A 25,411-nucleotide genomic window follows, 5' to 3' on the forward strand; every position below is an offset into this window, starting at 1 on the left:
CCATCTCAACGCCTCCGCCCCGGTGTCCAGTCACCCAGATACGCCTCACGGGTCGCCGACTCGGCCTGTTCGGCGGTGAGTTGGGGCCGGTTCTCCGGCACGCTGATCGCCGCGCCCGGGCCCGTGTTCCGGTACTCGGCGAACCGCTGCCCCTGCCAGGGATAGGCGTCCGACATGTTGGTGTACGGCGCCACCGCGTCGATCCCGGTGCCCAGCACCGTGTCCCGCACGGTGAGCATCGGGTGGGCGGTGGTGTCCGAGCCGGGCACCCAGGGACGGGCCAACTTGTAGTAGGCGTCCGGTGCTTGGCTGCTCACGCGGCTGTGCGTCACCAGGTATCCGCGCGGGTTCGCGACCGCCGTGGAGGGCGCGAAGACGAAGCCGTACGGTGCCGTCGCCAGGTCGGTGCGGTCGAGCGTCCGGAAGTGACAGCGATCGTAGACGGCGGTCGCGCGCCCGAAGACGAAGTCGACGTCCCCCTCGACGTAGCAGCGCGCGTAGTACTGGCGGGCGAAGACGCCGAGGGCGAACGAGTCGGCGTACAGCGTGTCTTGATGCCCCAGGAAGTGGCAGTCGAAGAACGCCGAACGGTCGCCCTGCACCTTGATCGCGACCGCCTGCGTGCCGGTGATCTCGGGGTGGTCGGCACGCAGCCAGTCGTTGGCGAAGGTGATCCGGCGGGCGGTGAACCCGTCGGTGCGGATGGTGGTGGTGGCCGAACCGGTGGTGCCGTAGGTACCCGAACCATCCGGCTTCTGGGTCCCGTTGGCGTTGTCGTAGACGATGACGACATCACGCGGGTTCTCGCTCGCGCCGATCCAGGTCATCTCGGAGGCAGCGGGGGTGAGTTGGCCGGTCGCCGGGTCGGTGACTCCGGCGGTGACCGTCTCGCGGTAGACGCCGGGGGCGATGACAAGGGTGTACCCGGCGCCGGTCGCGGCGGTGACGGCGGCCTGGACGGTGGTGAAGTCGCCCCGGCCGCGCGGGTCGACGTACCGGGTGAGCGGGGTGAGGCGCGCGGCGGGTGAGCCGTAGCGGCCGAACGGGCGTGGACTGCCGACGGCGAGGGCGGGTACGGCGGTGAGGCCGAGCGCGGCGCCCGCGCCGGCGCCGACGCTCGCGACGAGGAATCCCCGTCTGGACAGGGGCAGTTGGCGGAAGTGGTGGTGCGAGGGCATGCGGGTGCTCCTTCGCGGTGCGGCTCGTGAGGTGGCCCCGGCACCGGGCCGGTCGGACGCAACCGGCCCGGTGTGTACGGGTGTTGGTCAGCGCAGGCGGCCCGCCCCCGCGCCCCGGTCGACGATGAACGGCACGGCCTTCGCGGGGTCGATCTTCGTGCGCAGGGTCGGGGTCCAGCCCGCGCCGGACTGGAGGATCTCGGTCGGAACTCCCGCGTTGTGGACGGCGATCAGGTCGGTGAGCTCGCCGTTGACGTAGTTGTCGTCGGCGGTGAGCGGTGCCTCGGACCACTTCTTGAGGATGGTGGCCTCGTCGATGCCGGCCGGGATCGTGAACGCGTTGTGTTCCGCGACGAGTTGGGACTCCAGCCCGATGCCGTAGCTGTAGCCGTATCCGGGGTCGGCGACGAAGTGGTTGTTGTACGAGTCGACTTGGCCGAAGCGGACGCGGGGTGCGCGTTCGACGAGGTCGGAGAACAGGTTGTGATGGAGCGTCACCTTCAGATGGCCCCGGTCGACGGCGGCCGTGGAGGCGCTGTCGCTGTTGCCGATGAGGATCGTCTTGTCGTGGTCGGAGAAGACGTTCCAGGAGGCGGTGACGTAGTCGGCGCCCTTGACGATGTCGAGTTCGCCGTCGTGCTGCTCGAAGATCCGCCCGTAGTAGGTGGGCAGCGAACTGTCCGGGTGGGCGCCGTCGGTGAACGTGTTGTGGTCCAGCCAGACATGCGTGGAGCCGTAGATGACGGCGCTGTCGTACTCGGAGTTCCAGTTGCCGACGGCGGTGTCGGTCGGGTCCCACTGGGGGAAGCAGTCGAGCGGGCTCTCGAAGGAGAGGTTGCGGACGATGACGTTGTCGACGGCCGTGATCTGCAGGCTGGCGCCCTTGAAGCCGGCGTTCCTGCCGATGCCGATGATGGTGGTGTTGGCGGGGACGGCCGCCTTGATGACCTTGTTCTGATTGGCGGCGGAGACGCGGCGCAGGCCCTCGGGGCTGTCGGCGGGCTCGTTGTCGAGGTTCTGGCCGTAGCCCCAGACGGCGGGGTCGTAGGTGGCGAGGTACTGGGCGAAGTCGTAGCCGGGCGCGGCGAAGGAGTCGCAGCCCTCGGCGTTGGCGTCGATCACACCCTTCACTCTGATGATCTTCGGCGCGGTGCCACCGGCGGCCAACGCGGCTTTGAAATCAGCCCAGTTGGAGACGGTGTAGACGTGATCGGGGGTGGCCGCCGCGCCACCGCTGGTGCCGGTGCCGTAGGAGGCCCAGCCGTCACCGGCGCCGAGCGCCTGCCGGTCGAGGGGGCGCGGATGGGCCTGGGCGGTGGTGCTGGTGAGGGCGAGAGCCAGCGCCGTGCAGCCTACGAGCGACGCAATGACGCGTGCATGACACATAGATATACGCACTGTGCGGGTCTCCTTGCTCAGAGGAGGTCCGAGGCGTCCGTGGCCTCGGGCCAGGTGATCCAGGACGTGGGAATCTCGTCGCGCAGCCGGATGACGTCATGCGGCGCGAGCACCCGGGCATGCGCCAACTCCCTTGCCACGAGCCGCGCCACGGCGATCGCACCGGGCGGATTGAAGTGCGTGTTGTCCTGTTCGGTGTCGGTCCAGTTGAAGTAGACCTTCGTCTCCTCCACCCCGAGCCGCTGCCACAACGCGAGCGACAACGCCTCGATGTCGAGCAGCGCGACCCGCTCCTCCTGCGCGAGCGCCCGCATCGCCGCCGGGTAATCCCCGTGCGTCGGCAGCGCGTTGCCGTCGACGTCGAACCTGCGGCGCTCGACGGGGGTGGCGAGCAGCGGCCGGGCGCCATGAGCCCGGGCCCCGTCGACATACATCCGCAGATAGTCCTGGTAGGTCGTCCAGGGCTCGGTGTAGCGGGTGGGATCGGCGGTCTTCTCGTCGTTGTGCGCGAACTGCACGAGGAGGAAATCACCGGGCCGGATAGCGGCAAGGATCACGTCCAGCCGCCCTTCATCGACGAAGCTCTTCGAACTCCGCCCGTTCACGGCCTGATTGGAGACCTTCACCTCCTTGCGCAGAAAGAAGGGAAGCGCCATACCCCACCCGGTCTCCGGAGCTTCGATGGAGTACTTCTGCGCGGCGGTGGAATCACCGGCGATGTAAAGAGTGCGCTCCCGTCGAGCACCGCCACCATGTAACGGAACGGCGGCAAGAGCACCTAACGCGACTTGCCTACGGGTAAGAGACACGATCGGCTCACCTCTCGGCTGTTGTCTTTTGTCTTTAGGGGCGCGGGGAACTGCGCGACCAGCCCCCACCGGCCCGCAGCCCCCCACAATCCGCAACCACCCAACTCAGTGGTTCTTCTTCCAATCAGCCTGAGCCTTGTTCAACTGATCGGCCAACGTGTCCAGAAACTCCTTCGCCGTCACCTTCCCCAACAACAGCTTCTGGAAGTTCGGCTCGTTGTCCGCCTTGGAGATCGTGTTCCAGTCCGGCAGGTAATACGGCAGCTGCACGATCTTCGTGGACGCCCCGTTCAACGCCGCCGCAGCCAACTCCGTAGGCTCAGACTTCTGAATCCACGCGGAGCGCGCCGCATCCGTGTTCGCTGGCACCTGCCCGGCAGACTCGTTGTACTTCGAGTTCTCCGCCGCGGACACCGCGAACTCGATGAACTTCCAGGCCGCTTCCTTGTTCTTGCTGGACTTGAACAGACTCAGCCCGTCAACGGGGTTGGAGATCTGCACCCGCGTACCGTCGTCCAGCGTCGGATTGGGAATTCCCTTGAACTTGTCCGCGCCCAGCGCCTTCAGATGATCCTGGTACGACCCGAGGTTATGACTCAGCATCCCGATCGTGCCGCTGTCCCACTGCGCGACCATCTTCGTGAAGTCGTTGTTGAGGTCGGCGGACGGAGTGTCCTTCTTGAACAGCCCGACGTACTTCGCCAACGCGGCAGCGTTCTTCGGGTCGTTGACCGTCGTCTTGTCCCCGTTCCAGAAGGACGTGATCCCGGTCTGCCCGTACACCGCGTCCAACGCGGGCGCGATGGACCCCTCGCCACCCCGAATGGTGAACCCGAACTTGTTCTTCGCCTTGTCGGTGAGTTTGTCGGCGGCGGCGTAGAACTTCGACCAGGTGGTCGGCGCGTCCAGTCCCGCCGCCTTGAACAGATCGGTGCGGTACCACAGCGTCCCGTTGTTGGCGGAGGTAGGAATCTGGTACAGCGTGTCCCCACCCCCCGCGCTCTTGCTGACGTCGAGCAGGTTCTGGCTCAACTTCCCGTTCAGAGAACTGGACTTGAGCCGGCTGTCCAACGGCTCCAAAGCCCCCTGCACCGCGACCTCCGCCAGCACCGCGGTCCCCACACCGCCGACGTCGGGCAGCCCCCCGCCCTGGATCGCGGTGTCGTACTTGGACTGAGCGCTCGCGGCCGGTATCCCGACGTACTTGACCTTGATGTCGGGGTTCTTCTTCTCGAAGTCCGCGATGATCTGCTTCCAGATGTCGGTGCGGACACCGCCGTTGTTGTCCCAGAAGGTGATTGTGCCCTTGCCGGACCCCTCGCCGCCCTTGTCCCCCGCGGCCCCGCTGCCGTCGTCACCGCACGCGGTGGCGGTCAGCGCGAGCACGGAGCCCAGGGCGACGGCCACGGCGGCACGCCTGCTTCTGCGGATGCTGGTCTTCATAGAGCGGCTCTCTTCTTGTGGATGCGACGGTGTGATGGCCTCGCGGGCCGTGGGCAAGCGCTTGCCACGGAGGTGCGTCATTGCGACTCCCAACAGGCGGACGGGCAGGGTGAGTCAGAGAGAACTGATCCGGAACCGCGTGAAACAGGCCGCGCCGGCATGTCCCGTGCCGACGGGCGCGAGCGCGAACAGCCCGAGCAAGGCGCCGACCCAACGCCAGGGCGTGGCGGCGAAGACCTGGCCGCTCGGACGCGGCCCGTCCCCGACGTCGTGGAAGAAACGGCAGCGCGCCCCGGCGCCGATCTCGACGCGCAGCCGGACCCGGCCCTCGGGGGCGGGGCAGGACTCCCCCGCGTCCCGTTCGCGCTCGGCGACGGGCTCGGCGAAACGGTGGACGAACCGCACCTCACCGTCCGCGCCCCGCTGAAGTCCGATCCAGCTGTACGCGTCGCCCAGCACGGCGAGTCCGGCGCGTGCGCCCAACTCCTCACTGTGCAACCGCAGTTCGACCTCTACGGCGACCGGTGTGGCGGGGAGTCGCTGGGTGAGGAGGTTCGGGAGGCGGCGGAGGTCATGGATGTCGGCGGAGCGGGCGCAGGTCAGGCGGAGGCCGTCGCCGGAGTGGTGGGTGGCCCAGCCGTCCTGGGGGTTCGCCGTCCACTGCCACTGGCGGCCGTAGCGTCCGCCGGGGAAGTCGTCGTCGGTGGCGGGCGCGGCGGGCGGCTGCGGCGGGAGGTCCGGTTTCCGGTGTACGGCTACGGGGGCGCCCGCGTCGCCGATGACCGGCCAGCCCTCGTCGTCCCAGCGCATCGGCTGGAGGTGGACCAACCGGCCGTAGGCGCCCCGCTGTTGGAAGTGCAGGAACCAGTCCTCGCCGGACGGGGTGCGCACCCACGCGCCCTGGTGGGGGCCGTTGATGCCGGTGTCCCCTTGTTCCAGGACGACCTTCTCCTCGTACGGGCCGAAGAAGCCGCGTGAGCGGAACGCGCCCTGCCAGCCGGTCTCGACTCCCCCTGCGGGGGCCAGGATCCAGAACCAGCCGTCGTGCTGGTGGAGTTTGGGGCCCTCCAGGGTGAACCAACCGGGGATGCGGTCCGCGTCGACGATCACCTTGCCGTCGTCGAGGAGGGTCGTGCCGTCGGGATGCATGCGGTGGCCGGTGAGGCGGTTCTTGATGCCCGCGCGGGACTTGGCCCAGGCGTGGACGAGGTAGGCCTCGTCGTTGTCGTCGTCCCACAGGGGGCAGGGGTCGATCAGGCCCTTGCCCTCCTTGAGGAGGTGCGGGCGGGTCCAAGGGCCGCGTATCTCGGGGGCGTTGACCTGGAAGATGCCCTGGTCGGGGTCGCCCCAGAAGATCCAGAAGCGTTCGTCGTGGTACCTCAACGCCGGTGCCCAGACACCGCAGTCGTGGCGCGGGGTCCTGAACTCCCTTGCCGGTTCCAGGCGTTGGAGGGCGTGGCCGACCAGGGTCCAGTTGACCAGGTCGCGGGAGTGCAGCAGGGGCAGGCCCGGGACACGGCCGAAGCTGGACGCGGTGAGGTAGAAGTCGTCGCCGACGCGGATGACGTCCGGGTCGGACCAGTCGGCGTTCAGGACGGGGTTCGTGTACGTCTCGTGGGTCACTGGCCGAGTCACTGGCTGACCGCCTTCCGCACGAGCGCGGCGGCCTCGGCACGGGAGAGGCCGCCATCGGCCACGACGGTGACGATCCGTCGTACGACCGTGTCGCCGGGCGGGATCGGCAGCCGCTCGTCCGTCGCCAACGAGGCGCCCACGCCCGGGTATTCGGTGGTGCGGACGAACCACGGGTCCTGGCGGGAGCGGTCCGTGGCGCCGGCGAAGACCAGGGTCCAGCCGGTGCCGGTGAGGGCGAGCCAGTCGGCGCGGGTGCCGTGGACCTCCGGTTCGCCCTCGCGGTCGGCGGTGAAGACGCGCGGGGTCCCGGCCTCCTTGCGGGCCCGCCAGAAGAAGCCGCCGTAGGCCGCGCCGGGGCGGCCGTTGGTGGCGGGGCTGCCGATCGAGAGGGCGTCCGGTGTCACGTTGGTGAGGGAGAAGGTGAAGTCCAACGCCCAGGCGCTGTCGGTGAGTTCGGTGGCGGCGACCGTACGGCGTTCGCGGAGCAGCTCGGCGCCGGAGGCGACCCAGCGGAGTTCCTCGACGAAGCCGTCGGGGTCGCGGAGCTGGAATCCGGCGTGGCGCTGGGCGCCGTGGTTGTCCAGTTCCGTGGGGCCCTGGCCCTGGACGTAGGTGCGGCCGCCCCAGAAGTTGTGCCCCTCGACGTCGGGAACGGCGACACCGACGCCGAGGTGGTGGGTGTGGTCGACGGGGCTCAGCTCGGTGACCGCCGTGCCCGCCAGGGTGGTCACGGGGTGCAGGTACGGGCGCGGGGAGAGCCGGTCGGGCAGCTCGGGCCGGGTGACGTACCGGGCGACCGGGCGGCCCGCGACGCGCAGCACCGGCGTGTCATGGGTGATCATCAGGTGCTCACCTCTTTCGGTGGGGCCCAGGAGGCGCCCAGCTCTGAGTAGAGGGCGAGGGTGTCGGCCGCCGCCGTGACCAGTGCGTCGATGCCGGGGACGACCCGGCGGTTCTCCGCGGGGATGAGGTGCCAGGCGTCGGTGGGCAGCGGGGCCGGGTCGGAGGCCTCGCGGATCGCCTCGACGACCTTCATGAAGGCGCCCGTCGCGTCCGGTTCGACCAACAGGGCCTCGCCGTCGGTGAGATGGGCGACCAGGTTCTCCAGCAGGTCCGTGCTGCCGTACTCGAACTCCTCCGGACCGTGGCCCGCGCGCTGGAGCAGGACTCGGTCCTGCTTGTACCAGTAGGTGATCCGGCCCTCGGTGCCGTGCACCAACACGTAGGGCTCGCCGGGGTGTTCGGCGCACAGGGTCACCGCGACGGTGACCGGGCGGCCCTGGACGGTGGTGACGCGGACGCAGGATGTGTCGTCGGACTCGATGTCGTTGGCGCGCACGAGTTCGGTCTCGATGCGGACGACGTCCTCGGCGCGGGTCGTGTCGTTGAGCGCGAGGGCGGTGGCGACGGCGTGCGCGAGGGGGTTGGTGAGCGCGCCGTCGATCACGTCGACGCCGTTCAGACGCCGCTTGCCCGCCCAGGGGGCACGCCGGTAGTACGCCTCGTCGCGCGCCCAGGCACCGGCCCCGCCGACGCCGGTCGGCGTGCCGATCGAGCCCTTCTCGATCAGCTCGCGGACCGCGGGCACGGCGTGCGAGCCGAGCGACTGGAACCCGATCTGGCAGACCACTCCGGCGGCGGCGACCCCGTCGGCCATGCGGCGGAACTCGGCGTACGACGGCGCGGGCGGCTTCTCCAGCAGCAGGTGCACGCCTCGCTTCGCGGCGGCCAGGGCGAGGTCCGTGTGGGTCGGGATCGGGGTGCAGATCACCGCGACCTGGGCGCCGGTGGAGTCGAGGAGCCCGCCGAAGTCCGGTGACTGCGCGGGGAGTTCGCCCCCGAACTCCTCCTCCGTCAGCGGGGTCAGCTCGCAGATTCCGGCGAGGCGTACGAGCCCCTTGTCCTGGAGCCGACGGATGTTATCGACGTGCCAGCGGCCGTGGCCGCGCGCACCGGCGAGGACGATGGAGACGGGCGGCGTGACTGCCGTAGCCGCGGGTGTGGAGACGGTCGTAGGACCGGTGGTGGGGTTCATGGGATTCTCCCTGCTTCGACGATCTTCGTCAGCAGGGTAAGCGGTTGCCTCATCCCTTCACCGCCCCCGCGCTGAAGCCGGTGATCAGCCACTTCTGGATGAAAGCGAACACGATCACCACCGGTACGGCCGCGATGATGCCGCCCGCGGCGAGCGCGCCGAGGTCGACGCTGTCGGCGCCCATCAGGGTGTTGAGGCCGACCGGGATCGTCTGCTTGCTCTGGTCGGACAGGAACATCAGGGCGAAGAGGAAGTGGTTCCAGGCATGCACGAAGGCGAAGGAGCCGACGGCGATCAACCCCGGCCGCAGCAGCGGGAGGACGACGATGCGGAAGGCGGCGAAGCGGTTGCAGCCGTCGACCCAGGCGGCCTCTTCGAGGGACTGCGGGACGTTCCTGATGAAGCCGCTGATCAGGATCATCGAGAGCGGCAGCTGGAAGACGGTCTCCGCGATGACGACGCTGCCGAGCGAGTTGATCATCTGGAGCTTGGCGAAGATCTGGAACAGCGGAACCAACAGCAGGGCGCCCGGCACGAATTGGGAGCAGAGCAGGGCCAGCATGAACGCGCGTTTGACCCTGAACTCGAAGCGGGCGAGCGCGTAGCCGCCGGCCAGCGCGACCACGGTGGTGAGGATCAGGGTGGCGACGCCGACGTAGACGCTGTTCTGGAAGTAGACGCCGAAGCTGCGTTCGGTCCACACCTTCTGGAAGTGGTCGAAGGTCATCGGCCAGGGCACCAGGGAGGTCGAGCCGGCCGGGCGGAACGCGAAGAGCAGGATCCAGTAGAAGGGGATCAGGGTGAAGACGAGGTAGATGCCCAGGGGGACGTAGATCTGCCAGCGCGGGACCTCGTCCCAGGCGCGGCGGACCTTGCGCGGCTGTTGTGGTGCGGCGGCTTCCCACTCGCGGGCCGGGGCGATCTCGGTGATCACTTGTCGCCGCCTCCGAACTTGCTCAGGCGCAGATAGACGATCGAGAAGAAGAGCAGGATGACGAAGGCGACCGTGGTGAGGGCCGACGCGTAGCCGAAGTTGTGTGCTTCGACGCTGGTGTTGGCGACGTAGAGCGGGAGCGTGGTCGTCTCGCCGGCTGGGCCGCCGCCGGTCAGGGTGTAGAGGAGGTCGACGTTGTTGAACTCCCAGACCGCGCGCAGGAGGGTGGAGAGGACGATCGCGTCCTTGAGGTGCGGCAGGGTGATGTTCCGGAACTGCTGGAAGCGGCTGGCGCCGTCGACCTCGGCGGCCTCGTAGAGGTCCTTCGACACGGACTGGAGGTCGGCGAGGATGAGGATCGCGAAGAAGGGGACGCCCCGCCAGAGGTCCGCGACTACGGCCGCGGAGAAGACGGTTGAGGGGTCGGAGAGCCAACTCGTGCCGTACTGGCCGATGCCCATGTCGGCGAGGTAACGGGTCACGCCTGTCTGGGAGTTGTAGAGCAGCACCCAGATCGCGGAGGTCAGGACGCCCGACACGGCCCACGGGGAGAACACCAGCGCGCGGCCGATGGAGCGGCCCACGAAGGTCTGGTTGACGATGAGGGCGAGGGCCAGACCGAAGAGCAGTTGGAGGCCCACCTCCACGACGACCCACTTGGCGCTGAACGTCAACGTGTCCCAGAACTGGGGGTCGTTGGTGAAGGCGTGGGTGAAGTTGTCGAGGCCCGCGAAGCCGTTGCGCCACGGCTTGGTGGGGTTGTAGTTCTGCAGGCTGTAGTAGAAGACGCTGATGACCGGGTAGGCGATGAAGCCCAGCATGAGCAGGGCGGCCGGGGCGATCAGCAGGTACGGGAGCCTGCGCGGGGTCGCGGAGGCACGGCGCCGCCGGGGTGGCGCGGGCGGTTTCGCCACGGCTGCGGCTTGGGCCATGACTGTTCTCCGTTCGGTACGGGACGCTCAGTGCGGGTGGCTCGGTGCGGGTGGCTTGGTACAGGAAGCGCTTGCTCGACGGGCGTGCGAAGCGCGGGGGTGCTCAACCGGCGTACGGGTCGGGCACCTTGCCCGGCCGGGCCAGGAACTCGAAGTCGCAGCCGGTGTCCGCCTGGGTGATCTGGTCGTTGTAGAGCGCGCCGTAACCGCGCTCGTACCGTGCGGGCGGCGGTGTCCACTCCGCCCTGCGTCGCTCCAACTCCTCGTCGTCCACGTTGAGTTGGAGGGTGCGCGCCTCGACGTCCAGGGTGATGGTGTCCCCGGTCCGCACCAGCGCCAGTGGTCCGCCGACGTACGACTCGGGCGCGATGTGCAGCACGCACGTGCCGTAACTCGTCCCGCTCATCCGGGCGTCGGAGATGCGGACCATGTCCCGGACGCCCTGCTTGAGGAGGTGGTCGGGGAGCGGGAGCATGCCGTACTCGGGCATGCCGGGGCCGCCCTTGGGACCCGCGTTGCGCAGCACCAGCACGCTGTCGGCGGTGATGCCCAACTCCGGGTCGTTGATGGTGCGTTGCATGGTCCGGTAGTCGTCGAAGACGACCGCGGGGCCGGTGTGCTTGAGCAGGTGCGGTTCGGCGGCGATGTGCTTGATGACGGCGCCGTCCGGGCAGAGGTTGCCGCGCAGGACGGCGACCCCACCCTCGCTCGCGACCGGGTTGTCGCGGGGTCGGATCACGTCGTCGTTGTGCACCTGGGCGCCGGCGAGCTGCTCGCGGAGAGTGTCGTAGGAGACCGTCGGGCGGTCCAGGTGGAGCAGGTCGGTGATCCGGGAGAGGAAGCCGGGGAGGCCGCCGGCGAAGTGGAAGTCCTCCATGAGGTACGTCTGTCCGCCGGGCCGTACGTTCGCGAGGACCGGGACCGTGCGGGCGACGCGGTCGAAGTCGTCGAGGGTGAGGCGGACGCCCGCGCGGCCGGCCATGGCGATCAGGTGGATCACGGCGTTGGTGGAGCCGCCGAGGCCGAGGACGGTGGTGACGGCGTCCTCGAAGGCCTCCTGGGTGAGGATCGACGAGAGAACACGCCCCTTGTGGACTTGTTCAACGATCCTCATGCCGGATTGCGCGGCCATCCGATCGTGGCCCGAGTCCACGGCGGGGATGCTGGACGCGCCCGGCACGGTCACCCCGAGCGCCTCGGCGGCGGCCGTCAGCGTGGACGCCGTCCCCATGGTCATGCAGTGCCCCGGCGAGCGCGCGAGGCCGCTCTCCAGTTCGGTCATCTCGCACTCGCCGATGAGCCCGGCGCGCTTGTCGTCCCAGTACTTCCACATGTCGGTGCCGGAGCCGAGGACCTCGTTGCGCCAGTGCCCCGGCAGCATCGGCCCGGCGGGGACGAAGACGGTGGGCAGGTCGACGCTGGCCGCACCCATGAGCAGCGCGGGGGTCGACTTGTCGCAGCCGCCCATCAGGACGGCGCCGTCCACGGGGTACGACCGCAGCAACTCCTCCGTCTCCATGGCGAGGAGGTTGCGGTAGAGCATCGGGGTCGGCTTCTGGAAGGTCTCGCTGAGGGTGGCGACCGGGAATTCGAGCGGGAAGCCGCCGGCCTGCCACACCCCGCGCTTCACGGCCTGCGCGCGCTCACGGAGGTGCACATGACAGGGGTTGATGTCGGACCAGGTGTTGAGGATCGCGATGACGGGCTTGCCGAGGTGTTCCTCGGGGAGGTAGCCGAGCTGGCGGGTGCGGGCCCGGTGGCTGAAGGAGCGCAGCCCGTCGGTGCCGTACCACTGGTGGCTTCTGAGCTCGTCCGGTGACTTCATACGGACCATCCGGCGGCTATCGCGGCGACCTCGGCGCGCTCGCTCTCGGGCAGGGGCCTGCTGGGCGGGCGGACATCCCGGCGGCACAGGCCGAGGGACGCAAGCGCTTCCTTGACGATCGTGACGTTGTTCGCGGAGCCGTTTGCCGCCCTTAGTTCCTCGAATCGGCGGATCTGCTCCCACACCTTCATCGCGCCCGGATAGTCCCCTGATCGAAGCGCTTCGATCATGTTCAGCGAGACGGACGGGGCGACGTTCACGAGCCCTGAGGTGAAGCCGGTGGCGCCCGCCGAGAAGTAGGAGGGCGCGTACGGTTCGGCCAACCCCGCGACCCACACGAAGCGTTCGAGCCCCGCGTCCCGGGCGAAGGCGGCGAAGCGGGCCGCGTCCGGGACGGCGTACTTGACGCCGATCACGTTCGGGCAGTCGTCGGCGAGTTCGGCGAGGCGGGCGCCGAGGAGCTGGGCGTTGCGGATGTACGGGACGACGCCCAGGTCGGGCACGGCCTCGGCGATGGCGCGGTGGTAGTCGACCCAGCCGTCCTGCGAGACGTACGGGTGAACGGGCTGATGGACCATCACCATCTGGGCGCCGAGGTCGCGGGCGTGGCGGGCGGAGGCGATGGCTGTGGGTACGTCGTGTCCGATGCCGACGAGAATCGCGGCGCGGTCGCCGGCCTCGTCGATGGTCAACTCCGTTACGAGCCGCCGCTCTTGAGGGGTGAGGGCGTAGAACTCGCCGGTGTTCCCGTTCGGCGTGAGGATGCCGACGCCGCCGTCGAGGAGGCGGCGGAGCAGGGCCCGGTGGGTGTCCTGGTCGACGCTGCCGTCCTCGGCGAACGGGGTCACCGGGATGGCCACCACGTCGGCCAGGGCGGTGCGTTGGGCCTCGAACGCCGCTGTCATGCTTGACCGTCCTCTCCCTGTGTTCCCAACTCGGTGCCGGGGAAGGCCCGTTGGACGAACGACGCGATGTGGGCGTGCAGTGCGGTGGCCGCGCCGTCCGCGTCGCCGTCGAGGGCGAGGCGCAGGATCTCGCGGTGTTCGCCGGCCTCCCGTTCCCAGGAGGGTGAGGCGGCCCAGGCGACGGCGGAGACGAGGGCGGCCTGGTCGCGGACCTCGTCGAGCATCCGGCCGAGCAGCGGGTTGCCGCACGGCAGGTACAGGGCGCGGTGGAACTCCCGGTTGGCGAGGGAGCGTTCGGCGGTGTCGGTGGCCTGGTCGGCGCGGGTCAGCGCGTCTCGGGCGTCGTCGAGGGAGGCGTGGAGTCGTACGGCCCGCCGTAGCGCCTCGGGTTCGAGGAGCAGCCGTACGTCGTACACCTCGCGCGCCATGTCCGCGTCCACCATGCGCACCGTGACGCCCTTGTACTGGTTCATCACGACGAGCCCGGTACCGGCCAGGGTCTTGAGCGCCTCGCGCACCGGGGTCTTGGACACCCCGAACTGTGCGGCGAGGTCGGTCTCGACCAGGGGCTGACCCGGCGTCAACTGACCGGTGAGGATGCGGCGTTTGATCTCCTCCTGCACGTACTGCGTGCGGGACGGGATCGGCGTGGGCACAGAGGTCATGCGCGCCTCTCGGATCTCACATATCGCGTCTCATATATGACGTACGAAGTACGACGCGTTGAAGGTAGGAGCGGCTCCGTGTTTCGTCAATGCTTCTGACAAAGGAAGGGGAAAGCGCTTCACACGGTGCGCTTCACATGGTCTTGGTGACGCCTTCGAGCGCGGCGAAGGTGCGGCCGGGGAAGATCGCGGCGGCGCGTTCCAGGGCCGCTTCCCTGGTGAGAGTGGGTCCCACGTGGGTGATGAGGAGTTCACGCGCGCCCTTGGCGCAGGCGGCGGCATCCTCGGGCGTGAGGTGGACTTGCCGTTCGCCTTCGCGATGCCGGTCGATGTCGGCCTCGCAGAGGAACACGTCGGCGCCGCCCGCGAGTTCGGACAGCGCCTCGCAGGGTCCGCTGTCCCCGGAGTACCCGAGCACACTCCCCTGGCACTCCGCCCGCAGCCCGTACGCCTCGGTGTCGTGGACGACGGCGCGTGCGGTGAGCCGGAGGTTCCAGTGCCGGACGGCGTGACCGTCGTAGAGCGGCCGGAAGTCGAAGACGCCGCTCAGGAACCGGACATCCGGCTGCCCGAAGAACCCGGCGAGCCGCCGGGCGCAGTCCTGCGGGGCGTAGAGCGGGATCGGGGAGGTCGGGGTCATCCCGCCGTAGGCGAACGCGTAGGCGGCGGCGAGGAGATCGGCGCTGTGGTCGGCGTGCAGATGCGAGATCCAGATCGCGGTGAGCCGCGCCGGATCCGTGTGCCGCTGCAACTCAGCGAACGTCCCCGTCCCCGCGTCCACCCACACCTCGGCGCCGCCGCCGCGCAGCAGATACCCCGAGCAGGGGCGGCCGGGGCGCGGATGCGGGGAGGCTGTGCCGAGGACGGTGAGACTGAGAGGCATGGTGGGGAAGAGTACGGTTCCGGGGGCCTCGGCGCTCAGGTTTCGGGGTGGTGTGTGGGGGCTGGTCCGAGTTACCTGCGGTATCTCGGCTCAGCGGCCGCCCCCGGGTGGGTACTCGTGGGAAGCCGGGGGCAAATCTAACCATTGTGGCGACCTCTGACCGGTTAGAAAGGACCCCAGCCTCCCGAGGGCAGGTCCGGAGGCCGGGGCCAGAAAGGGGAGACGGCTCCGCTAGGCCTTCCACCCCGGGTCGCGTCCGCTGAGCCCCAGCGCCCGTTCCAGCAGCGGTGCTTCGTCCGGTACCGGGACGACCGGGCCGAAGATGCCGCCGCCGCGGGTGGGGTCCTGGGTGGCCGCGAGGAGGAAGCCGTAGGACGCCTGGAGTGCGGCCGGGTCGGGGGCGTAGGGGCGGCCGGTGGCCACTGCCAAGTCCCAGCCGTGGATGACCAGTTCGTCGGCGACGACGGCCGCGGCGACCGCGCCGGGAAGGTCGATGCCGCCCGCGCGGGTCATGCCGGTCCAGGCGGCCGGGTCGCGCCAGGCCTCGGCCAGGTCGTCGAGGGCCTTGGGGAGTTGCCCGCGCCAGTCCGGGCCGATGTCGGGGGCCGTAGCACCCGGGTTGGTGTCGGTCGTGACGCCCAGGTCCTTGCGCGCGGCGTCGCGGAAGGCGACGGACAGGCCGAGCACGTGCCCCAGCATGTTGCGTACGGCGAGTTCGGGACACGGCGTCCCGTCCGTCAGCTGCTCGTCGGTCACCCCCTCGGCGAGCCGGGCGATGACCCGGGTCTGTGGGCCGAGGTCGAGGATCGTGTCGTCGGTCATGGGCATCTCCTCAGGTATGGGGCTCCGCTGATGAGGTAGACCGGCGGCGGCCCCGAAACTCATCGCACAGCCCCGCCGCGCCTCCCCCACCGCGCGTTTCTACGGCACCTGCCCGATGCCGCCACCCCCGCCTTAGACCCACGATGACCAGGCATGACGACAAACTGGACGGTGACCCGCATCCTGCGGGACCGCAACGCGGGGCTGTATCTCGCGGGCCTGATCGTGTCCGCCTTCGGCACGTCCGCGCTCGGGCTCGCGGCCGGCGTGTGGGTGAAGGACCTCACCGCCTCGAACGGCCTCGCCGCGCTGTGCACCTTCGCCGTGTGGGCCCCGACCCTGTTCGGCCCGGCCCTCGGCACGATCGCCGACCGCGTCCGCCGCAAACCCCTGCTGATCAGGACCAACCTCGGCCTGGCCGCCCTCCTCCTCACCCTCTCCGCCGTCCACTCCCGCGCCGACCTGTGGCTGCTCTTCGCGGTCCTGTTCGTCTACGGCACCACCGTCGTCGTCCAGGACCCCGCCGAGTCCGCCCTCCTCGCCGCCGTCGTCGACCGCGACCTCCTCGGCGACTTCAACGGACTGCGGATGACGGCCGTGGAAGGCATGAAACTGGTCGCGCCGCTGACGGGCGCGGGCCTGTACGCGGCGTTCGGCGGCCCCACGGTGGCCGCGCTGGACGCGGTCACGTTCGCGCTGGCGGCGGCCCTCTGGCTGCTCATCCGCGCGCGGGAGGAACGACCGCGACGCCCCACCGGCACCTGGCGGACCCAAACCACCGAAGGCGTACGCGAGTTGTGGGGACACCCCCTGCTGCGCCCGCTGGTCCTGGCGGGCGGGACCACGATGTTCCTCGCCTCCCTGAGCAGCTCCACGACCTACGCGATCGTCGGCGGCCTGGGCCACGCGCCCACGTACACCGGCGTGCTGTACGCGGCCCAGGGCACCGGCTCGGTGGCGGTCGGCCTCGTCTCCGGACCCGCTCTACGACGGCTCGGCGAACGGCGGTTCGGGGCGGCCGGGATCGCGCTCACGGGGGTCGCGGTGGCCGCGCGTGCGGTGCCGTCCGACGCGGTGGTCCTGGCAGGCGCCGCGGCGATCGGCCTGGGACTGCCGTGCGTGCTGATCGCCGCGTTCACCGCGGTACAGCGGGAGTTGCCGGGTCCGCTGCTCGGCCGGGCCACGGCCACCGCGAACACCCTGATCTTCACGCCCAACGTGATCGGGCTGGGGGCGGGGGCCGCACTGGTCGAACTGGCCGACTTCCGGGTGCTGTTGGTACTGATCGGGGTGGCGCTGCTCGCAACGGGCCTGTCCTTGGCGGTGCTGGGAACGGGGGTGCCTTCGGCGCCGCTGCCCACACCGGACGAGCCTCAGAGCCCGCCCAATGCCCCCCGCACCTCGCCCAAGTCCCCCTCCGACGCCAACCCCGCGTGATACAGCCGCAGTTCGGTCGCCCCGAGACTCCGGGCCCGTTCCGCGTCTGCCGCAAGTACCCCCGGCCGTCCCCCCATGCCGGAGACCACCGTGAAGTTGGCGGCCAACACGGCCCCGTCCACGCCCTGTTCGGCGAACGGGGTCAGGAGGCCCGCGCCCGCCGTGCAGGGCACGACCACGCCGTCGGCCACCGAGAGGATGTGTGCGGGGTCCACGCCCGCGTTGGCGCCGCAGTGGTACGACTCCGGGTCCGCGTGGAGCAGGACCTGGAAGTCGGCGGGTGCGGCGGCCCGGACCGCCGCGACCGCCGTCTCCTGGAGGGTGCGGGCCCGCTCGTCGCGCCACGCGCGCGTGGCCGTCGCGTTCGCGTCGCCGAGGAGTTTCTCGACCCCCGCCCAGCCGCCGTCGGAGGGCGCGCCCTGCCACGCGGGTTCCAGCGCGGCGCGTACGACGGCCGCCAACTCCTCGGCGTCGAGGCCCTGTTCGCCGTAGCCCGCCTGGCAGGTCGGGCAGAAGCACAGGGACATGAGGTACTGGCCGGCGTCACCGAGCCCGACCCCGGCGGTCTTGTCGTGGGCGTGCAGGTGGGCGAGGCCGTACCAGCCGAGGGACTCCAGTTCGGTGCCGCGCGCGCCGGGGCGTACGGCCGCCTCGGCGGCGAGGTCGACGAGGTACGCGCGCGTGGTGGGCTGCGCGACGCAGGGTGCCCAGGGGTAGCGGTCGCCGTAGGCGTTGACCACCGAGGTGTCCGGATGGTCCGCGCCCAGACGGGAGTTGTGGGCCAGCACCACCCAGGTGTGCACCTCCAGGCCCGCTTCCGCGAGGGCGGCCGCGGCCTCCCCGTAGGCATCGCCCGGCGCCCAGTCGCCCGCCGGGTACGGCCTCAACTCCCGTCCCTGCCAACGGTCGTCCGGCGGGTAGAGGACGGCCGCGTGCTCGGCGGTGACGACGCGGTGGCGCGGGTGGCGGGGGGTCAGCGCGCGCGTGGAGTGGTACGCGGAGGCCAAGGTCGCCTGCTGGACGCCGAGTTCGGCGATCCTGGCGCCCGCCTCGGGGTCGCCGTCGACGTCCCAGGGGTAGACGAATGCCGATGCCTTCACGCGCCCTCCTCCATCCCGGCGGGGATCTGCGACTCGATCAACGTATAGCCGCGCTCGATGAGTTGGGCCAGCTGTTTGACGTGGTCCTCGGTCGGCTCGGTGAGGGGTGGGCGGACCTCGCCTACGTCCAGCCCCCGCATCCGTACGCCCGCCTTGACCAGCGAGACGGCGTAACCCCGGCCCTGGGCGCGGAGTTCGACGAACGGTAGATAGAAGCCGTCCAGGAGACGGTTCGCCGTGGTGTCGTCGCCGGTCGCCAGCGCGCGGTGGAAGGCGAGCGCGATCTCGGGGACGAAGCAGAACACGGCGGAGGAGTAGAGGGTGATGCCGATGCCCCGGTACGCGAGCTGGGTCTGTTCGGCGGTCGGCAGTCCGTTGAAGTAGAGGAATTCGCCCGGGACTTCGGCGCGGACCGTGCTCACGATCCGCTGCATCAGGTCGAGGTCGCCGAGGCCGTCCTTGAAGCCGATGATGCCCTCGGTGCGGGCGAGTTCGACCACCGTCGCGGGCGTGAACACCGCGTTGTCGCGCTGGTAGACGATGACGGGCAGCGCGGTCGCCGCGGCCACCTCACGGTAGTGCCGCAGCAGCCCCTCCTGCCCGGCGACCACGAGGTACGGCGGCATGGCGAGCAGCCCGTCCGCCCCGGCCGTCTCGGCGAGCCGTGCGTACCGTACGGCGAGCGCGGTGCCGTAGCCCGCGCCCGCGACCACCGGCACCCGGCCCCCGGCCGCCTCCACGGCGGCCCGGACGCACGCCTCGAACTCCTCGGGCAGCAGCGCGTGGAACTCCCCGGTGCCGCAGCACGCGAACACGGCGGCGGCCCCGGCCTCCACGCCCCGGCGGACATGCGCGCGGTAGACGTCGAGATCGACGGAGCCGTCGGGGCCGTACGGGGTGACGGGGAAGAACAGCGGCCCGCTGGGGATGCCGAGCCGGGCGGCGAGAGGGGCTGACGTCACGGGCTCTCCCTTGGCAGACACATGCGCCCCCTTGCCGGAGGCGTACGTTCCTCTGATCGACGTCTACATTTCTGAACGAGCCCACCCTAAGGAGCCCTCTCAGGATGGGTCAAGCAGGCGAATACGCAACAGGGGAGCGGATTTCCCAGGTCCGCGCCACACTTGACGGGTGCGGCGACAGATCCTTAACTTGTCCACGCATGTGAATGTCGTTCACGAATGAGGCCGCCCACGAGGCCAGCCACCCGCCGACCACCAAGGAGACCCGAGGATGCCCGCTCCCCGCACCGTTCTGCTCACCGGCGCCGCAGGCGGACTCGGCACCCTGATGCGGGACCTGCTCCCCTCCTACGGCTACGAGCTGCGCCTGCTGGACGTCCGCCCCATCGAGGGCGCGCCGGACGCGATCACCGCCGACCTCTCCGACCGCGCGGCGCTCCGCGAGGCCGTGCAGGGCGTCGACGCGATCATCCATCTCGCCGGCATCTCCCTGGAAGCCTCGTTCGACAAGATCCTCGCGTCGAACATCGAGGGCACGTACAACCTCTACGAGGCCGCCCGCGAGGAGGGCATCCCACGCATCGTCTTCGCCTCCTCCAACCACGCCGTCGGCTACACGCCGAGGCCCCAGGGCGACGACCCGCTCATCCCCATCGACACCCCGCACCGCCCCGACACCTTCTACGGCCTGTCGAAGTCCTTCGGCGAGGACCTGGCGCAGCTCTACTGGGACAAGCACGGCCTGGAGACCGTCTCCGTACGCATCGGCTCCTGCTTCCCGGAGCCCAGCAGCGTGCGCATGCTGTCGATCTGGATGAGCCCCGCCGACGGCGCCCGCCTCTTCCACGCGGCCCTGACCGCCGAGGACGTGCAGCACACCGTCGTCTACGGCTCCTCCGCCAACACCCGCCTGTGGTGGGACCTTTCGACCGCGCGGGCGCTCGGTTACGAACCGCGGGACGACTCCGAGCCGTACGCCGAGAAGATCATCGCCGAGCAGGGCGAGCTCCAGCCGGACGTCGAGGCGCACGCCTATCTCGGCGGCCACTTCGTGAACGACCCGCCGATCTGGCCGTACTGACGGAAAAAGGGACTCCGGAGACGCGGGCGGGCACCGAACGGGCCCGCCCGCAGGCATGTTCGGGCACGGACGCTGCCCGATCTCACGCACCGGCGCACAGCCGCGCAGGTCCGCGACGGGCACAGCGCCGGGTAAACGGTCACACACGGGCAGCATCGGGCGTGCAACAGGCCTGGTCAGTGCCGCGCACCCGCTGTAGAACTTCCCCCAAGGGTCCCACCGGGCCCGAACGGGCAGTACTCCAGGTGAGCGGAAAGGCGGTGTCGGCCATGAGCACGAGTTCGGCGGAGGAACGCCAGCGGGAGATCGTGCGGGCCGCGCGCCGCACCGGCTCGGTCGACGTCACCGCGCTCGCCGCCGAGCTGGGCGTGGCCAAGGAGACCGTACGGCGGGATCTGCGGGCCCTGGAGGACCACGGACTGGTCCGCAGGACGCATGGCGGCGCCTACCCCGTGGAGAGCGCCGGTTTCGAGACGACGCTCGCCTTCCGCGCCACCAGCCATGTCCCGGAGAAGCGCCGGATCGCCCTCGCCGCGGCCGAGCTGCTCGGGGACGCCGAGACCGTCTTCGTCGACGAGGGCTTCACCCCCCAGCTCATCGCCGAGGCGCTGCCCAGGGACCGGCCGCTGACCGTGGTCACCGCGTCCCTGCCCGTGGCGGGCGTGCTCGCCGAGTCGGAGAACACCTCGGTGCTGCTGCTCGGCGGCCGGGTCCGGCACGGCACGCTGGCCACCGTGGACCACTGGACGACGAAGATGCTCGCCGGCTTCGTCCTCGACCTCGCCTTCATCGGCGCCAACGGCATCTCCCGCGAACACGGCCTGACCACGCCCGACCCCGCCGTCAGCGAGGTCAAGGCACAGGCCATCCGCGCCTCCCGGCGCACCGTGTTCGCGGGCGTGCACACCAAGTTCGGGGCGGTCAGCTTCTGCAGGTTCGCTGAGATCGGCGCCCTGGAGACGATCGTCACGAGCACGCTGCTCCCGTCGGCCGAAGCCCACCGCTACTCATTGCTGGGGCCACAGGTCATACGCGTCTAGGGCGTCACGAGCGTCCAGAACGCCGTTTGAAATTCCAACTGAGTCACTACGTAGGGCGCAGCCATGCCCGGCGACGCCTTTGTCACCCAAAAAGTCCATCCGTAAGTCCAACTCCCCTTACTGCAGGAGCGATCCATGCGAACCCAGAGCCGACGACGGCCGCCGCGAGCCACGCTCGCCCTGGCCGCCGTAGGGACGCTGCTCGCCCCGCTGCTCTCCGGCTGCTGGGTCGGAGCGGGCGGCGCCGGATCCGGCGGCAACTCGATCAACGTCCTCATGGTCAACAACCCCCAGATGACCGAACTCCAGAAGCTGGCCCCGCACTTCACGAAGGAGACCGGCATCAAGGTCAACTTCACGGTGCTGCCCGAGAACGACGTCCGCGACAAGATCAGCCAGGACTTCGCCAACCAGGCGGGCCAGTACGACGTGGCGACCCTGTCCAACTACGAGATCCCGATCTACGCCCGCAACGGCTGGCTGCACGAGATGGACTCGTACGTCGCGAAGGACCCGGCCTACGACGAGCAGGACATCCTCAAGCCGATGCGGGAGTCCCTGACGGCCGACGACGGCAAGCTCTACGGGCAGCCGTTCTACGGCGAGTCGTCCTTCCTGATGTACCGCAAGGACGTGCTCGCCGAGAAGAACATCACGATGCCCGCGCACCCGACCTGGACCCAGGTGGCCGACATAGCCGCCAAGGTCGACGGCGCGAAGCCGGGCATGAAGGGTATCTGCCTGCGCGGGCTGCCCGGTTGGGGCGAGTTGATGGCCCCCCTGACCACCGTCGTGAACACCTTCGGCGGGACCTGGTTCACCAAGGACTGGAAGGCGCAGCTCGACTCCCCCGCGTTCGAGCAGGCGACGAAGTTCTATGTCGACCTGGTCCGCAAGCACGGTGAGTCCGGCGCGGCCCAGTCCGGCTTCGCCGAGTGCCTGAACAACATCACCCAGAGCAAGGTCGCCATGTGGTACGACGCCACCTCCGCGGCCGGTTCGCTGGAGGCCAAGGGCTCCCCGGTGAAGGGCAAGATCGGCTACGTCCCCGCCCCCGTCGAGAAGACCAAGTCCTCGGGCTGGCTGTACACGTGGGCGTGGGGCATCCAGAAGGCGTCCCACAACTCCGACAAGGCCTGGAAGTTCGTGTCCTGGGCGTCCAGCAAGCAGTACGAGCAGCTGGTCGGCGACACGGACGGCTGGTCCAACGTGCCGGCCGGGAAGCGCGCCTCGACGTACACGAACCCGGACTACGTCAAGGAGGCCGCCGCCTTCCAGGAGATGACGAAGGCCGCCATCGAGGGCGCCAAGCCGAACGACCCCGGCGTGCAGCCGCGGCCCGCGCCCGGCATCCAGTTCGTCGACATCCCCGAGTTCACCGACCTCGGCACGAAGGTCTCCCAGGAGATCAGTTCGGCCATCGCCGGACGGCAGTCCGTCGACTCGGCCCTGAAGAAGTCCCAGAAACTCGCCGAGCAGATCTCCAAGGAGTACGAGGGACGATGACCGCCACGACAACGGCCCCGCTGGCCACCAGTCCGACCCGTACCGCGCGGCAGCCCTCGGACCGACTGCGCGCCTGGGCCACCCGTGCCCCGCTGCTCCCCGCCCTGATCTTCATGATCGTCGTGACCCAACTCCCGTTCGTGGCCACGCTGGTGATCTCCTTCTTCGACTGGAACGCGCTCTACCCGAAGGCCCGGCACTTCACCGGCCTCGACAACTACCACCAGGTCCTGACCGACGCGGACCTGCGCCACTCGGTGTGGACGACGATCCTGCTCACCGTGGCGGTGGTGCTGGCCAGCCTGGTCTTCGGCCTGCTGCTCGCACTGCTGCTGGACCGGAAGTTCAAGGGCCGGGGCTTCGTCCGCACCCTGCTGATCGCACCGTTCCTGGTGGTGCCGGTGGCCGCGGCCCTGCTCTGGAAGCATGTGCTCTACAACCCTGAATACGGCCTGTTCAATGGGCTGTTGCACTATGTGGGCGGCCCACAGCCCGACTGGATCTCCAACACCCCGCTGCTCGCGGTCGAGGCATCCCTGGTGTGGCAGTGGACGCCGTTCATGATGCTGATCCTGCTGGCCGGGCTGCAGAGCCGCGACCACCAGCAGATCGAGGCCGCGAAGGTGGACGGCGCGAGCGACTGGCAGGTCTTCCGCTATCTGACCCTCCCGCACCTGCGCCGCTACCTCGAACTCGGCGCCCTGCTGGGCTCGATCTACATCGTCCAGAACTTCGACGCCGTCTTCACCATCACGTCGGGCGGCCTGGGCACCGCCAACCTGCCCTACACCGTCTACCAGAGCTTCTACCAGGCGCACGAGAACGGCCTCGCCTCGGCGGCCGGCGTCCTGGTCGTCATCGGCTCGATCATCATCGCGACCTTCGCCCTGCGCGTCGTGTCGTCCCTGTTCCGTGAGGAGGCGTCCCGCGCATGAGCAGTGTCGCCGTACGCGCGCGTACCCGCCGCAAAGGCGCCGGCCTCGGCCTGGTGGCCTGGGTGCTCGGCATCGTGTTCTTCCTGCCCATCGCCTGGATGGCGCTGACGTCCTTCCACTCGGAGGCCGACGCGGCGACCAACCCGCCGTCCTTCGGGGCCGCCCTCACCCTGGACGGCTACCGGGACTTCTTCGGCACCGGAGGCGGCGCGAGCCCCTGGCCCGCGCTGGTCAACTCCCTTGTCGCGTCCGTGGCTTCGACGCTCTTCGTGCTGCTGCTGGCGTTCCCGGCGGCCTACGCGCTGTCGATCCGCCCGGTGAAGAAGTGGACCAACGTCCTGTTCTTCTTCCTCTCCACGAAGATGCTCCCGGTGGTGGCGGGCCTGCTGCCGATCTACCTGTTCGCGAAGAACGCCGGGATGCTGGACAACATCTGGCTCCTGGTCATCCTCTACACCTCGATGAACCTGCCGATCGCGGTGTGGATGATGCAGTCCTTCCTCGCCGAGGTCCCGGTCGCCGTCATCGAGGCGGCGCAGATCGACGGCGCCCGGCTGCCGACCATCCTCGCGCGCGTGGTCGCTCCGATCTCCCTCCCGGGTATTGCCGCGACAGCCCTCATCTGCTTCATCTTCAGCTGGAACGAGCTGCTGTTCGCCCGCGTGCTCACGGGTGTGGTCGCGGAGACCGCCCCCGTGTTCCTGACCGGCTTCATCACCAGCCAGGGCCTGTTCCTGGCGAAGGTGTGCGCCGCGTCGCTCGTCATCTCCCTGCCGGTGCTCGCCGCGGGGTTCGCCGCCCAGGACAAGCTGGTCCAGGGCCTCTCCTTGGGAGCCGTGAAATGAAGGCCGCCGTCATCGAGTCCGTGGGCCGCGCCGTCGTCACCGAGGTCCCGGACCCGACGCCGGGCCCCCGCGAGGTCGTCGTCGAGGTCGCCGCCTGCGGGCTGTGCGGCACGGATCTGCACATCCTCCAGGGCGAGTTCGCGCCCAAGCTGCCGATCGTGCCGGGCCACGAGTTCGCCGGCGAGATCGTCGCGGTCGGCACCCAGGTCACCGAGGTCTCGGTCGGCGACCAGGTGGCCGTGGACCCGTCCCTGTACTGCTACGAGTGCCGGCAGTGCCGCAACGGTCACAACAACCTCTGCGAACGCTGGGCCGCGATCGGCGTCACCACGGCGGGCGGCGCGGCCCAGTACGCCGTCGCCCCGGTGGCGAACTGCGTCAAGCTCCCCGAGCACGTACGCACCCAGGACGCGGCCCTCGTAGAACCCCTGTCCTGCGCGGTACGCGGCTACGACGTCCTCAAGTCACGCCTCGGCGCGCACGTCCTGATCTACGGCTCCGGGACCATGGGCCTGATGATGCTGGAGCTGGCCAAGCGGACCGGCGCGGCGAGCGTCGACATCGTGGACCTGAACCCGGCCCGCCTGGAGACCGCCCGCACACTCGGGGTCTCCGGCTCTGCGGCGAACGCGGACGAGCTGGACAAGCCGCAGGGCTGGGACCTCGTGGTCGACGCGACCGGCAACGCGGCGGCGATCCAGGACGGCCTGGGCCGGGTGGCGAAGGCGGGCACGTTCCTCCAGTTCGGGGTGGCCGACTACGCGACGCGGGTGTCCATCGACCCGTACCGGATCTACAACCAGGAGATCACCATCACCGGCTCCATGGCGGTGCTGCACAGCTTCGAGCGGGCGGCTGAACTGTTCGCGAACGGGGTGCTCGACCCGGAGATCTTCATCAGCGACCGGATCGAGTTGGAGCGGTATCCGCAGGCGCTGGAGCAGTTCGCGGCGGGGGTGGGGCGGAAGATCGTGGTGGTCCCCTGAGCCCGGTCCGCTGAGCCGAACGGGGGCGGTCCAACGGTAAGGGAACGGTAAAGCG

23 protein-coding genes are annotated in these 25,411 nt (G+C 69.7%); 7 read left to right on the plus strand and 16 right to left on the minus strand.

Annotated features, from left to right (window positions below):
• Positions 1-5 precede the first annotated feature (5 nt).
• From R2B38_RS07785 to R2B38_RS07850, 14 genes are all read right to left on the minus strand, one after another.
• Positions 6-1,178, minus strand: a complete 1,173-nt coding sequence (locus tag R2B38_RS07785) for a pectinesterase family protein (protein WP_318015556.1) — start codon at positions 1,176-1,178, stop codon at positions 6-8.
• 87 nt (positions 1,179-1,265) lie between these two features.
• Positions 1,266-2,564 (minus strand): pectate lyase, encoded by a 1,299-nt coding sequence (locus tag R2B38_RS07790; RefSeq protein ID WP_318015557.1) that lies wholly within the window; start codon positions 2,562-2,564, stop codon positions 1,266-1,268.
• Positions 2,565-2,593: 29 nt separating this feature from the next.
• Positions 2,594-3,385, minus strand: a complete 792-nt coding sequence (locus R2B38_RS07795) for a rhamnogalacturonan acetylesterase (protein WP_318015558.1) — start codon at positions 3,383-3,385, stop codon at positions 2,594-2,596.
• Between the two features lie 105 nt (positions 3,386-3,490).
• Positions 3,491-4,828, minus strand: a complete 1,338-nt coding sequence (locus tag R2B38_RS07800; RefSeq protein WP_318015559.1) for a sugar ABC transporter substrate-binding protein — start codon at positions 4,826-4,828, stop codon at positions 3,491-3,493.
• A 114-nt stretch (positions 4,829-4,942) separates the two neighbouring features.
• Positions 4,943-6,451 carry a glycoside hydrolase 43 family protein gene (locus tag R2B38_RS07805; RefSeq protein WP_318021604.1) on the minus strand — a complete coding sequence of 503 codons (1,509 nt, stop codon included), beginning with the start codon at positions 6,449-6,451 and terminating at the stop codon, positions 4,943-4,945.
• 8 nt (positions 6,452-6,459) lie between these two features.
• On the minus strand, positions 6,460-7,305 hold the full coding sequence (locus R2B38_RS07810) for a PmoA family protein (RefSeq protein ID WP_318015560.1): 846 nt from the start codon (positions 7,303-7,305) through the stop codon (positions 6,460-6,462).
• Positions 7,305-8,498, minus strand: a complete 1,194-nt coding sequence (locus R2B38_RS07815) for a Gfo/Idh/MocA family oxidoreductase (protein ID WP_318015561.1) — start codon at positions 8,496-8,498, stop codon at positions 7,305-7,307. The genes R2B38_RS07810 and R2B38_RS07815 overlap by 1 nt, the downstream gene beginning before the upstream one ends.
• Before the next feature lie 49 nt (positions 8,499-8,547).
• Positions 8,548-9,432, minus strand: coding sequence for a carbohydrate ABC transporter permease (locus tag R2B38_RS07820; protein WP_318015562.1), 885 nt, complete (start codon positions 9,430-9,432; stop codon positions 8,548-8,550).
• Positions 9,429-10,364 carry a carbohydrate ABC transporter permease gene (locus R2B38_RS07825; RefSeq protein WP_318015563.1) on the minus strand — a complete coding sequence of 312 codons (936 nt, stop codon included), beginning with the start codon at positions 10,362-10,364 and terminating at the stop codon, positions 9,429-9,431. The genes R2B38_RS07820 and R2B38_RS07825 overlap by 4 nt, the downstream gene beginning before the upstream one ends.
• Positions 10,365-10,467: 103 nt before the next feature.
• Entirely contained in the window at positions 10,468-12,198 is a 1,731-nt protein-coding gene (gene araD / locus R2B38_RS07830; protein ID WP_318015564.1) for an L-arabinonate dehydratase, read from the minus strand.
• A complete protein-coding gene (locus R2B38_RS07835) occupies positions 12,186-13,094 on the minus strand; it encodes a dihydrodipicolinate synthase family protein (protein ID WP_318015565.1) in 909 nt (302 codons plus the stop codon). The genes araD and R2B38_RS07835 overlap by 13 nt, the downstream gene beginning before the upstream one ends.
• Positions 13,091-13,759: a GntR family transcriptional regulator gene (locus R2B38_RS07840; protein WP_318015566.1), complete on the minus strand. Its 669-nt coding sequence runs from the start codon at positions 13,757-13,759 to the stop codon at positions 13,091-13,093. Before R2B38_RS07840 ends, R2B38_RS07835 begins: the two co-directional genes overlap by 4 nt.
• A 133-nt stretch (positions 13,760-13,892) precedes the next feature.
• Entirely contained in the window at positions 13,893-14,642 is a 750-nt protein-coding gene (locus R2B38_RS07845; protein ID WP_318015567.1) for an MBL fold metallo-hydrolase, read from the minus strand.
• Between the two features lie 231 nt (positions 14,643-14,873).
• Positions 14,874-15,464: a TIGR03086 family metal-binding protein gene (locus tag R2B38_RS07850; protein WP_318015568.1), complete on the minus strand. Its 591-nt coding sequence runs from the start codon at positions 15,462-15,464 to the stop codon at positions 14,874-14,876.
• Between the two features lie 153 nt (positions 15,465-15,617).
• Here R2B38_RS07850 and R2B38_RS07855 point away from each other — a divergent pair, with 153 nt between their 5' ends.
• Positions 15,618-16,901, plus strand: coding sequence for an MFS transporter (locus R2B38_RS07855; protein ID WP_318015569.1), 1,284 nt, complete (start codon positions 15,618-15,620; stop codon positions 16,899-16,901).
• On the opposite strand, the gene R2B38_RS07860 is transcribed toward R2B38_RS07855, so the two are convergent.
• The gene (locus R2B38_RS07860) at positions 16,838-18,001 is read right to left on the minus strand and encodes a hypothetical protein (protein WP_318015570.1); all 1,164 of its coding nucleotides are present in this window, start codon (positions 17,999-18,001) and stop codon (positions 16,838-16,840) included. The two genes, R2B38_RS07855 and R2B38_RS07860, sit on opposite strands and share 64 nt — an antisense overlap.
• A complete protein-coding gene (locus tag R2B38_RS07865) occupies positions 17,998-18,963 on the minus strand; it encodes a 5-dehydro-4-deoxyglucarate dehydratase (RefSeq protein WP_318015571.1) in 966 nt (321 codons plus the stop codon). The genes R2B38_RS07860 and R2B38_RS07865 overlap by 4 nt, the downstream gene beginning before the upstream one ends.
• A gap of 271 nt (positions 18,964-19,234) precedes the next feature.
• Between R2B38_RS07865 and R2B38_RS07870 the strand changes: the two genes are divergently transcribed.
• The 6 genes from R2B38_RS07870 (at position 19,235) to R2B38_RS07895 (ending at position 25,356) form a co-directional block, all read left to right on the plus strand.
• Positions 19,235-20,044: an NAD(P)-dependent oxidoreductase gene (locus R2B38_RS07870; protein ID WP_318015572.1), complete on the plus strand. Its 810-nt coding sequence runs from the start codon at positions 19,235-19,237 to the stop codon at positions 20,042-20,044.
• A gap of 269 nt (positions 20,045-20,313) precedes the next feature.
• Positions 20,314-21,084, plus strand: coding sequence for a DeoR/GlpR family DNA-binding transcription regulator (locus R2B38_RS07875; protein ID WP_318015573.1), 771 nt, complete (start codon positions 20,314-20,316; stop codon positions 21,082-21,084).
• Between the two features lie 135 nt (positions 21,085-21,219).
• On the plus strand, positions 21,220-22,590 hold the full coding sequence (locus R2B38_RS07880; protein WP_318015574.1) for a sugar ABC transporter substrate-binding protein: 1,371 nt from the start codon (positions 21,220-21,222) through the stop codon (positions 22,588-22,590).
• Positions 22,587-23,525 carry a carbohydrate ABC transporter permease gene (locus tag R2B38_RS07885; RefSeq protein ID WP_033283164.1) on the plus strand — a complete coding sequence of 313 codons (939 nt, stop codon included), beginning with the start codon at positions 22,587-22,589 and terminating at the stop codon, positions 23,523-23,525. Before R2B38_RS07880 ends, R2B38_RS07885 begins: the two co-directional genes overlap by 4 nt.
• Positions 23,522-24,370: a carbohydrate ABC transporter permease gene (locus tag R2B38_RS07890; protein ID WP_318015575.1), complete on the plus strand. Its 849-nt coding sequence runs from the start codon at positions 23,522-23,524 to the stop codon at positions 24,368-24,370. The genes R2B38_RS07885 and R2B38_RS07890 overlap by 4 nt, the downstream gene beginning before the upstream one ends.
• Complete coding sequence (locus R2B38_RS07895) at positions 24,367-25,356, plus strand: zinc-dependent alcohol dehydrogenase family protein (RefSeq protein ID WP_318015576.1); 990 nt, start codon at positions 24,367-24,369, stop codon at positions 25,354-25,356. The genes R2B38_RS07890 and R2B38_RS07895 overlap by 4 nt, the downstream gene beginning before the upstream one ends.
• Positions 25,357-25,411 lie beyond the last annotated feature (55 nt).

This window comes from Streptomyces sp. N50, assembly GCF_033335955.1.
GTDB lineage: Bacteria > Actinomycetota > Actinomycetes > Streptomycetales > Streptomycetaceae > Streptomyces.

Bases quoted from the DNA above. Each gene is read 5' to 3' on its own strand.
- R2B38_RS07800 (WP_318015559.1), bottom strand. From the start codon at position 4,828: ATGAAGACCAGCATCCGCAGAAGCAGGCGTGCCGCCGTGGCCGTCGCC.
- R2B38_RS07885 (WP_033283164.1), top strand. From the start codon at position 22,587: ATGACCGCCACGACAACGGCCCCGCTGGCCACCAGTCCGACCCGTACC.
- R2B38_RS07810 (WP_318015560.1), bottom strand. From the start codon at position 7,305: ATGATCACCCATGACACGCCGGTGCTGCGCGTCGCGGGCCGCCCGGTC.
- R2B38_RS07875 (WP_318015573.1), top strand. From the start codon at position 20,314: ATGAGCACGAGTTCGGCGGAGGAACGCCAGCGGGAGATCGTGCGGGCC.
- R2B38_RS07845 (WP_318015567.1), bottom strand. From the start codon at position 14,642: ATGCCTCTCAGTCTCACCGTCCTCGGCACAGCCTCCCCGCATCCGCGC.
- R2B38_RS07835 (WP_318015565.1), bottom strand. From the start codon at position 13,094: ATGACAGCGGCGTTCGAGGCCCAACGCACCGCCCTGGCCGACGTGGTG.
- R2B38_RS07785 (WP_318015556.1), bottom strand. From the start codon at position 1,178: ATGCCCTCGCACCACCACTTCCGCCAACTGCCCCTGTCCAGACGGGGA.
- R2B38_RS07890 (WP_318015575.1), top strand. From the start codon at position 23,522: ATGAGCAGTGTCGCCGTACGCGCGCGTACCCGCCGCAAAGGCGCCGGC.
- R2B38_RS07815 (WP_318015561.1), bottom strand. From the start codon at position 8,498: ATGAACCCCACCACCGGTCCTACGACCGTCTCCACACCCGCGGCTACG.
- R2B38_RS07840 (WP_318015566.1), bottom strand. From the start codon at position 13,759: ATGACCTCTGTGCCCACGCCGATCCCGTCCCGCACGCAGTACGTGCAG.
- R2B38_RS07880 (WP_318015574.1), top strand. From the start codon at position 21,220: ATGCGAACCCAGAGCCGACGACGGCCGCCGCGAGCCACGCTCGCCCTG.
- R2B38_RS07825 (WP_318015563.1), bottom strand. From the start codon at position 10,364: ATGGCCCAAGCCGCAGCCGTGGCGAAACCGCCCGCGCCACCCCGGCGG.
- R2B38_RS07850 (WP_318015568.1), bottom strand. From the start codon at position 15,464: ATGACCGACGACACGATCCTCGACCTCGGCCCACAGACCCGGGTCATC.
- R2B38_RS07895 (WP_318015576.1), top strand. From the start codon at position 24,367: ATGAAGGCCGCCGTCATCGAGTCCGTGGGCCGCGCCGTCGTCACCGAG.
- R2B38_RS07870 (WP_318015572.1), top strand. From the start codon at position 19,235: ATGCCCGCTCCCCGCACCGTTCTGCTCACCGGCGCCGCAGGCGGACTC.
- R2B38_RS07855 (WP_318015569.1), top strand. From the start codon at position 15,618: ATGACGACAAACTGGACGGTGACCCGCATCCTGCGGGACCGCAACGCG.
- R2B38_RS07790 (WP_318015557.1), bottom strand. From the start codon at position 2,564: ATGTGTCATGCACGCGTCATTGCGTCGCTCGTAGGCTGCACGGCGCTG.
- araD (WP_318015564.1), bottom strand. From the start codon at position 12,198: ATGGTCCGTATGAAGTCACCGGACGAGCTCAGAAGCCACCAGTGGTAC.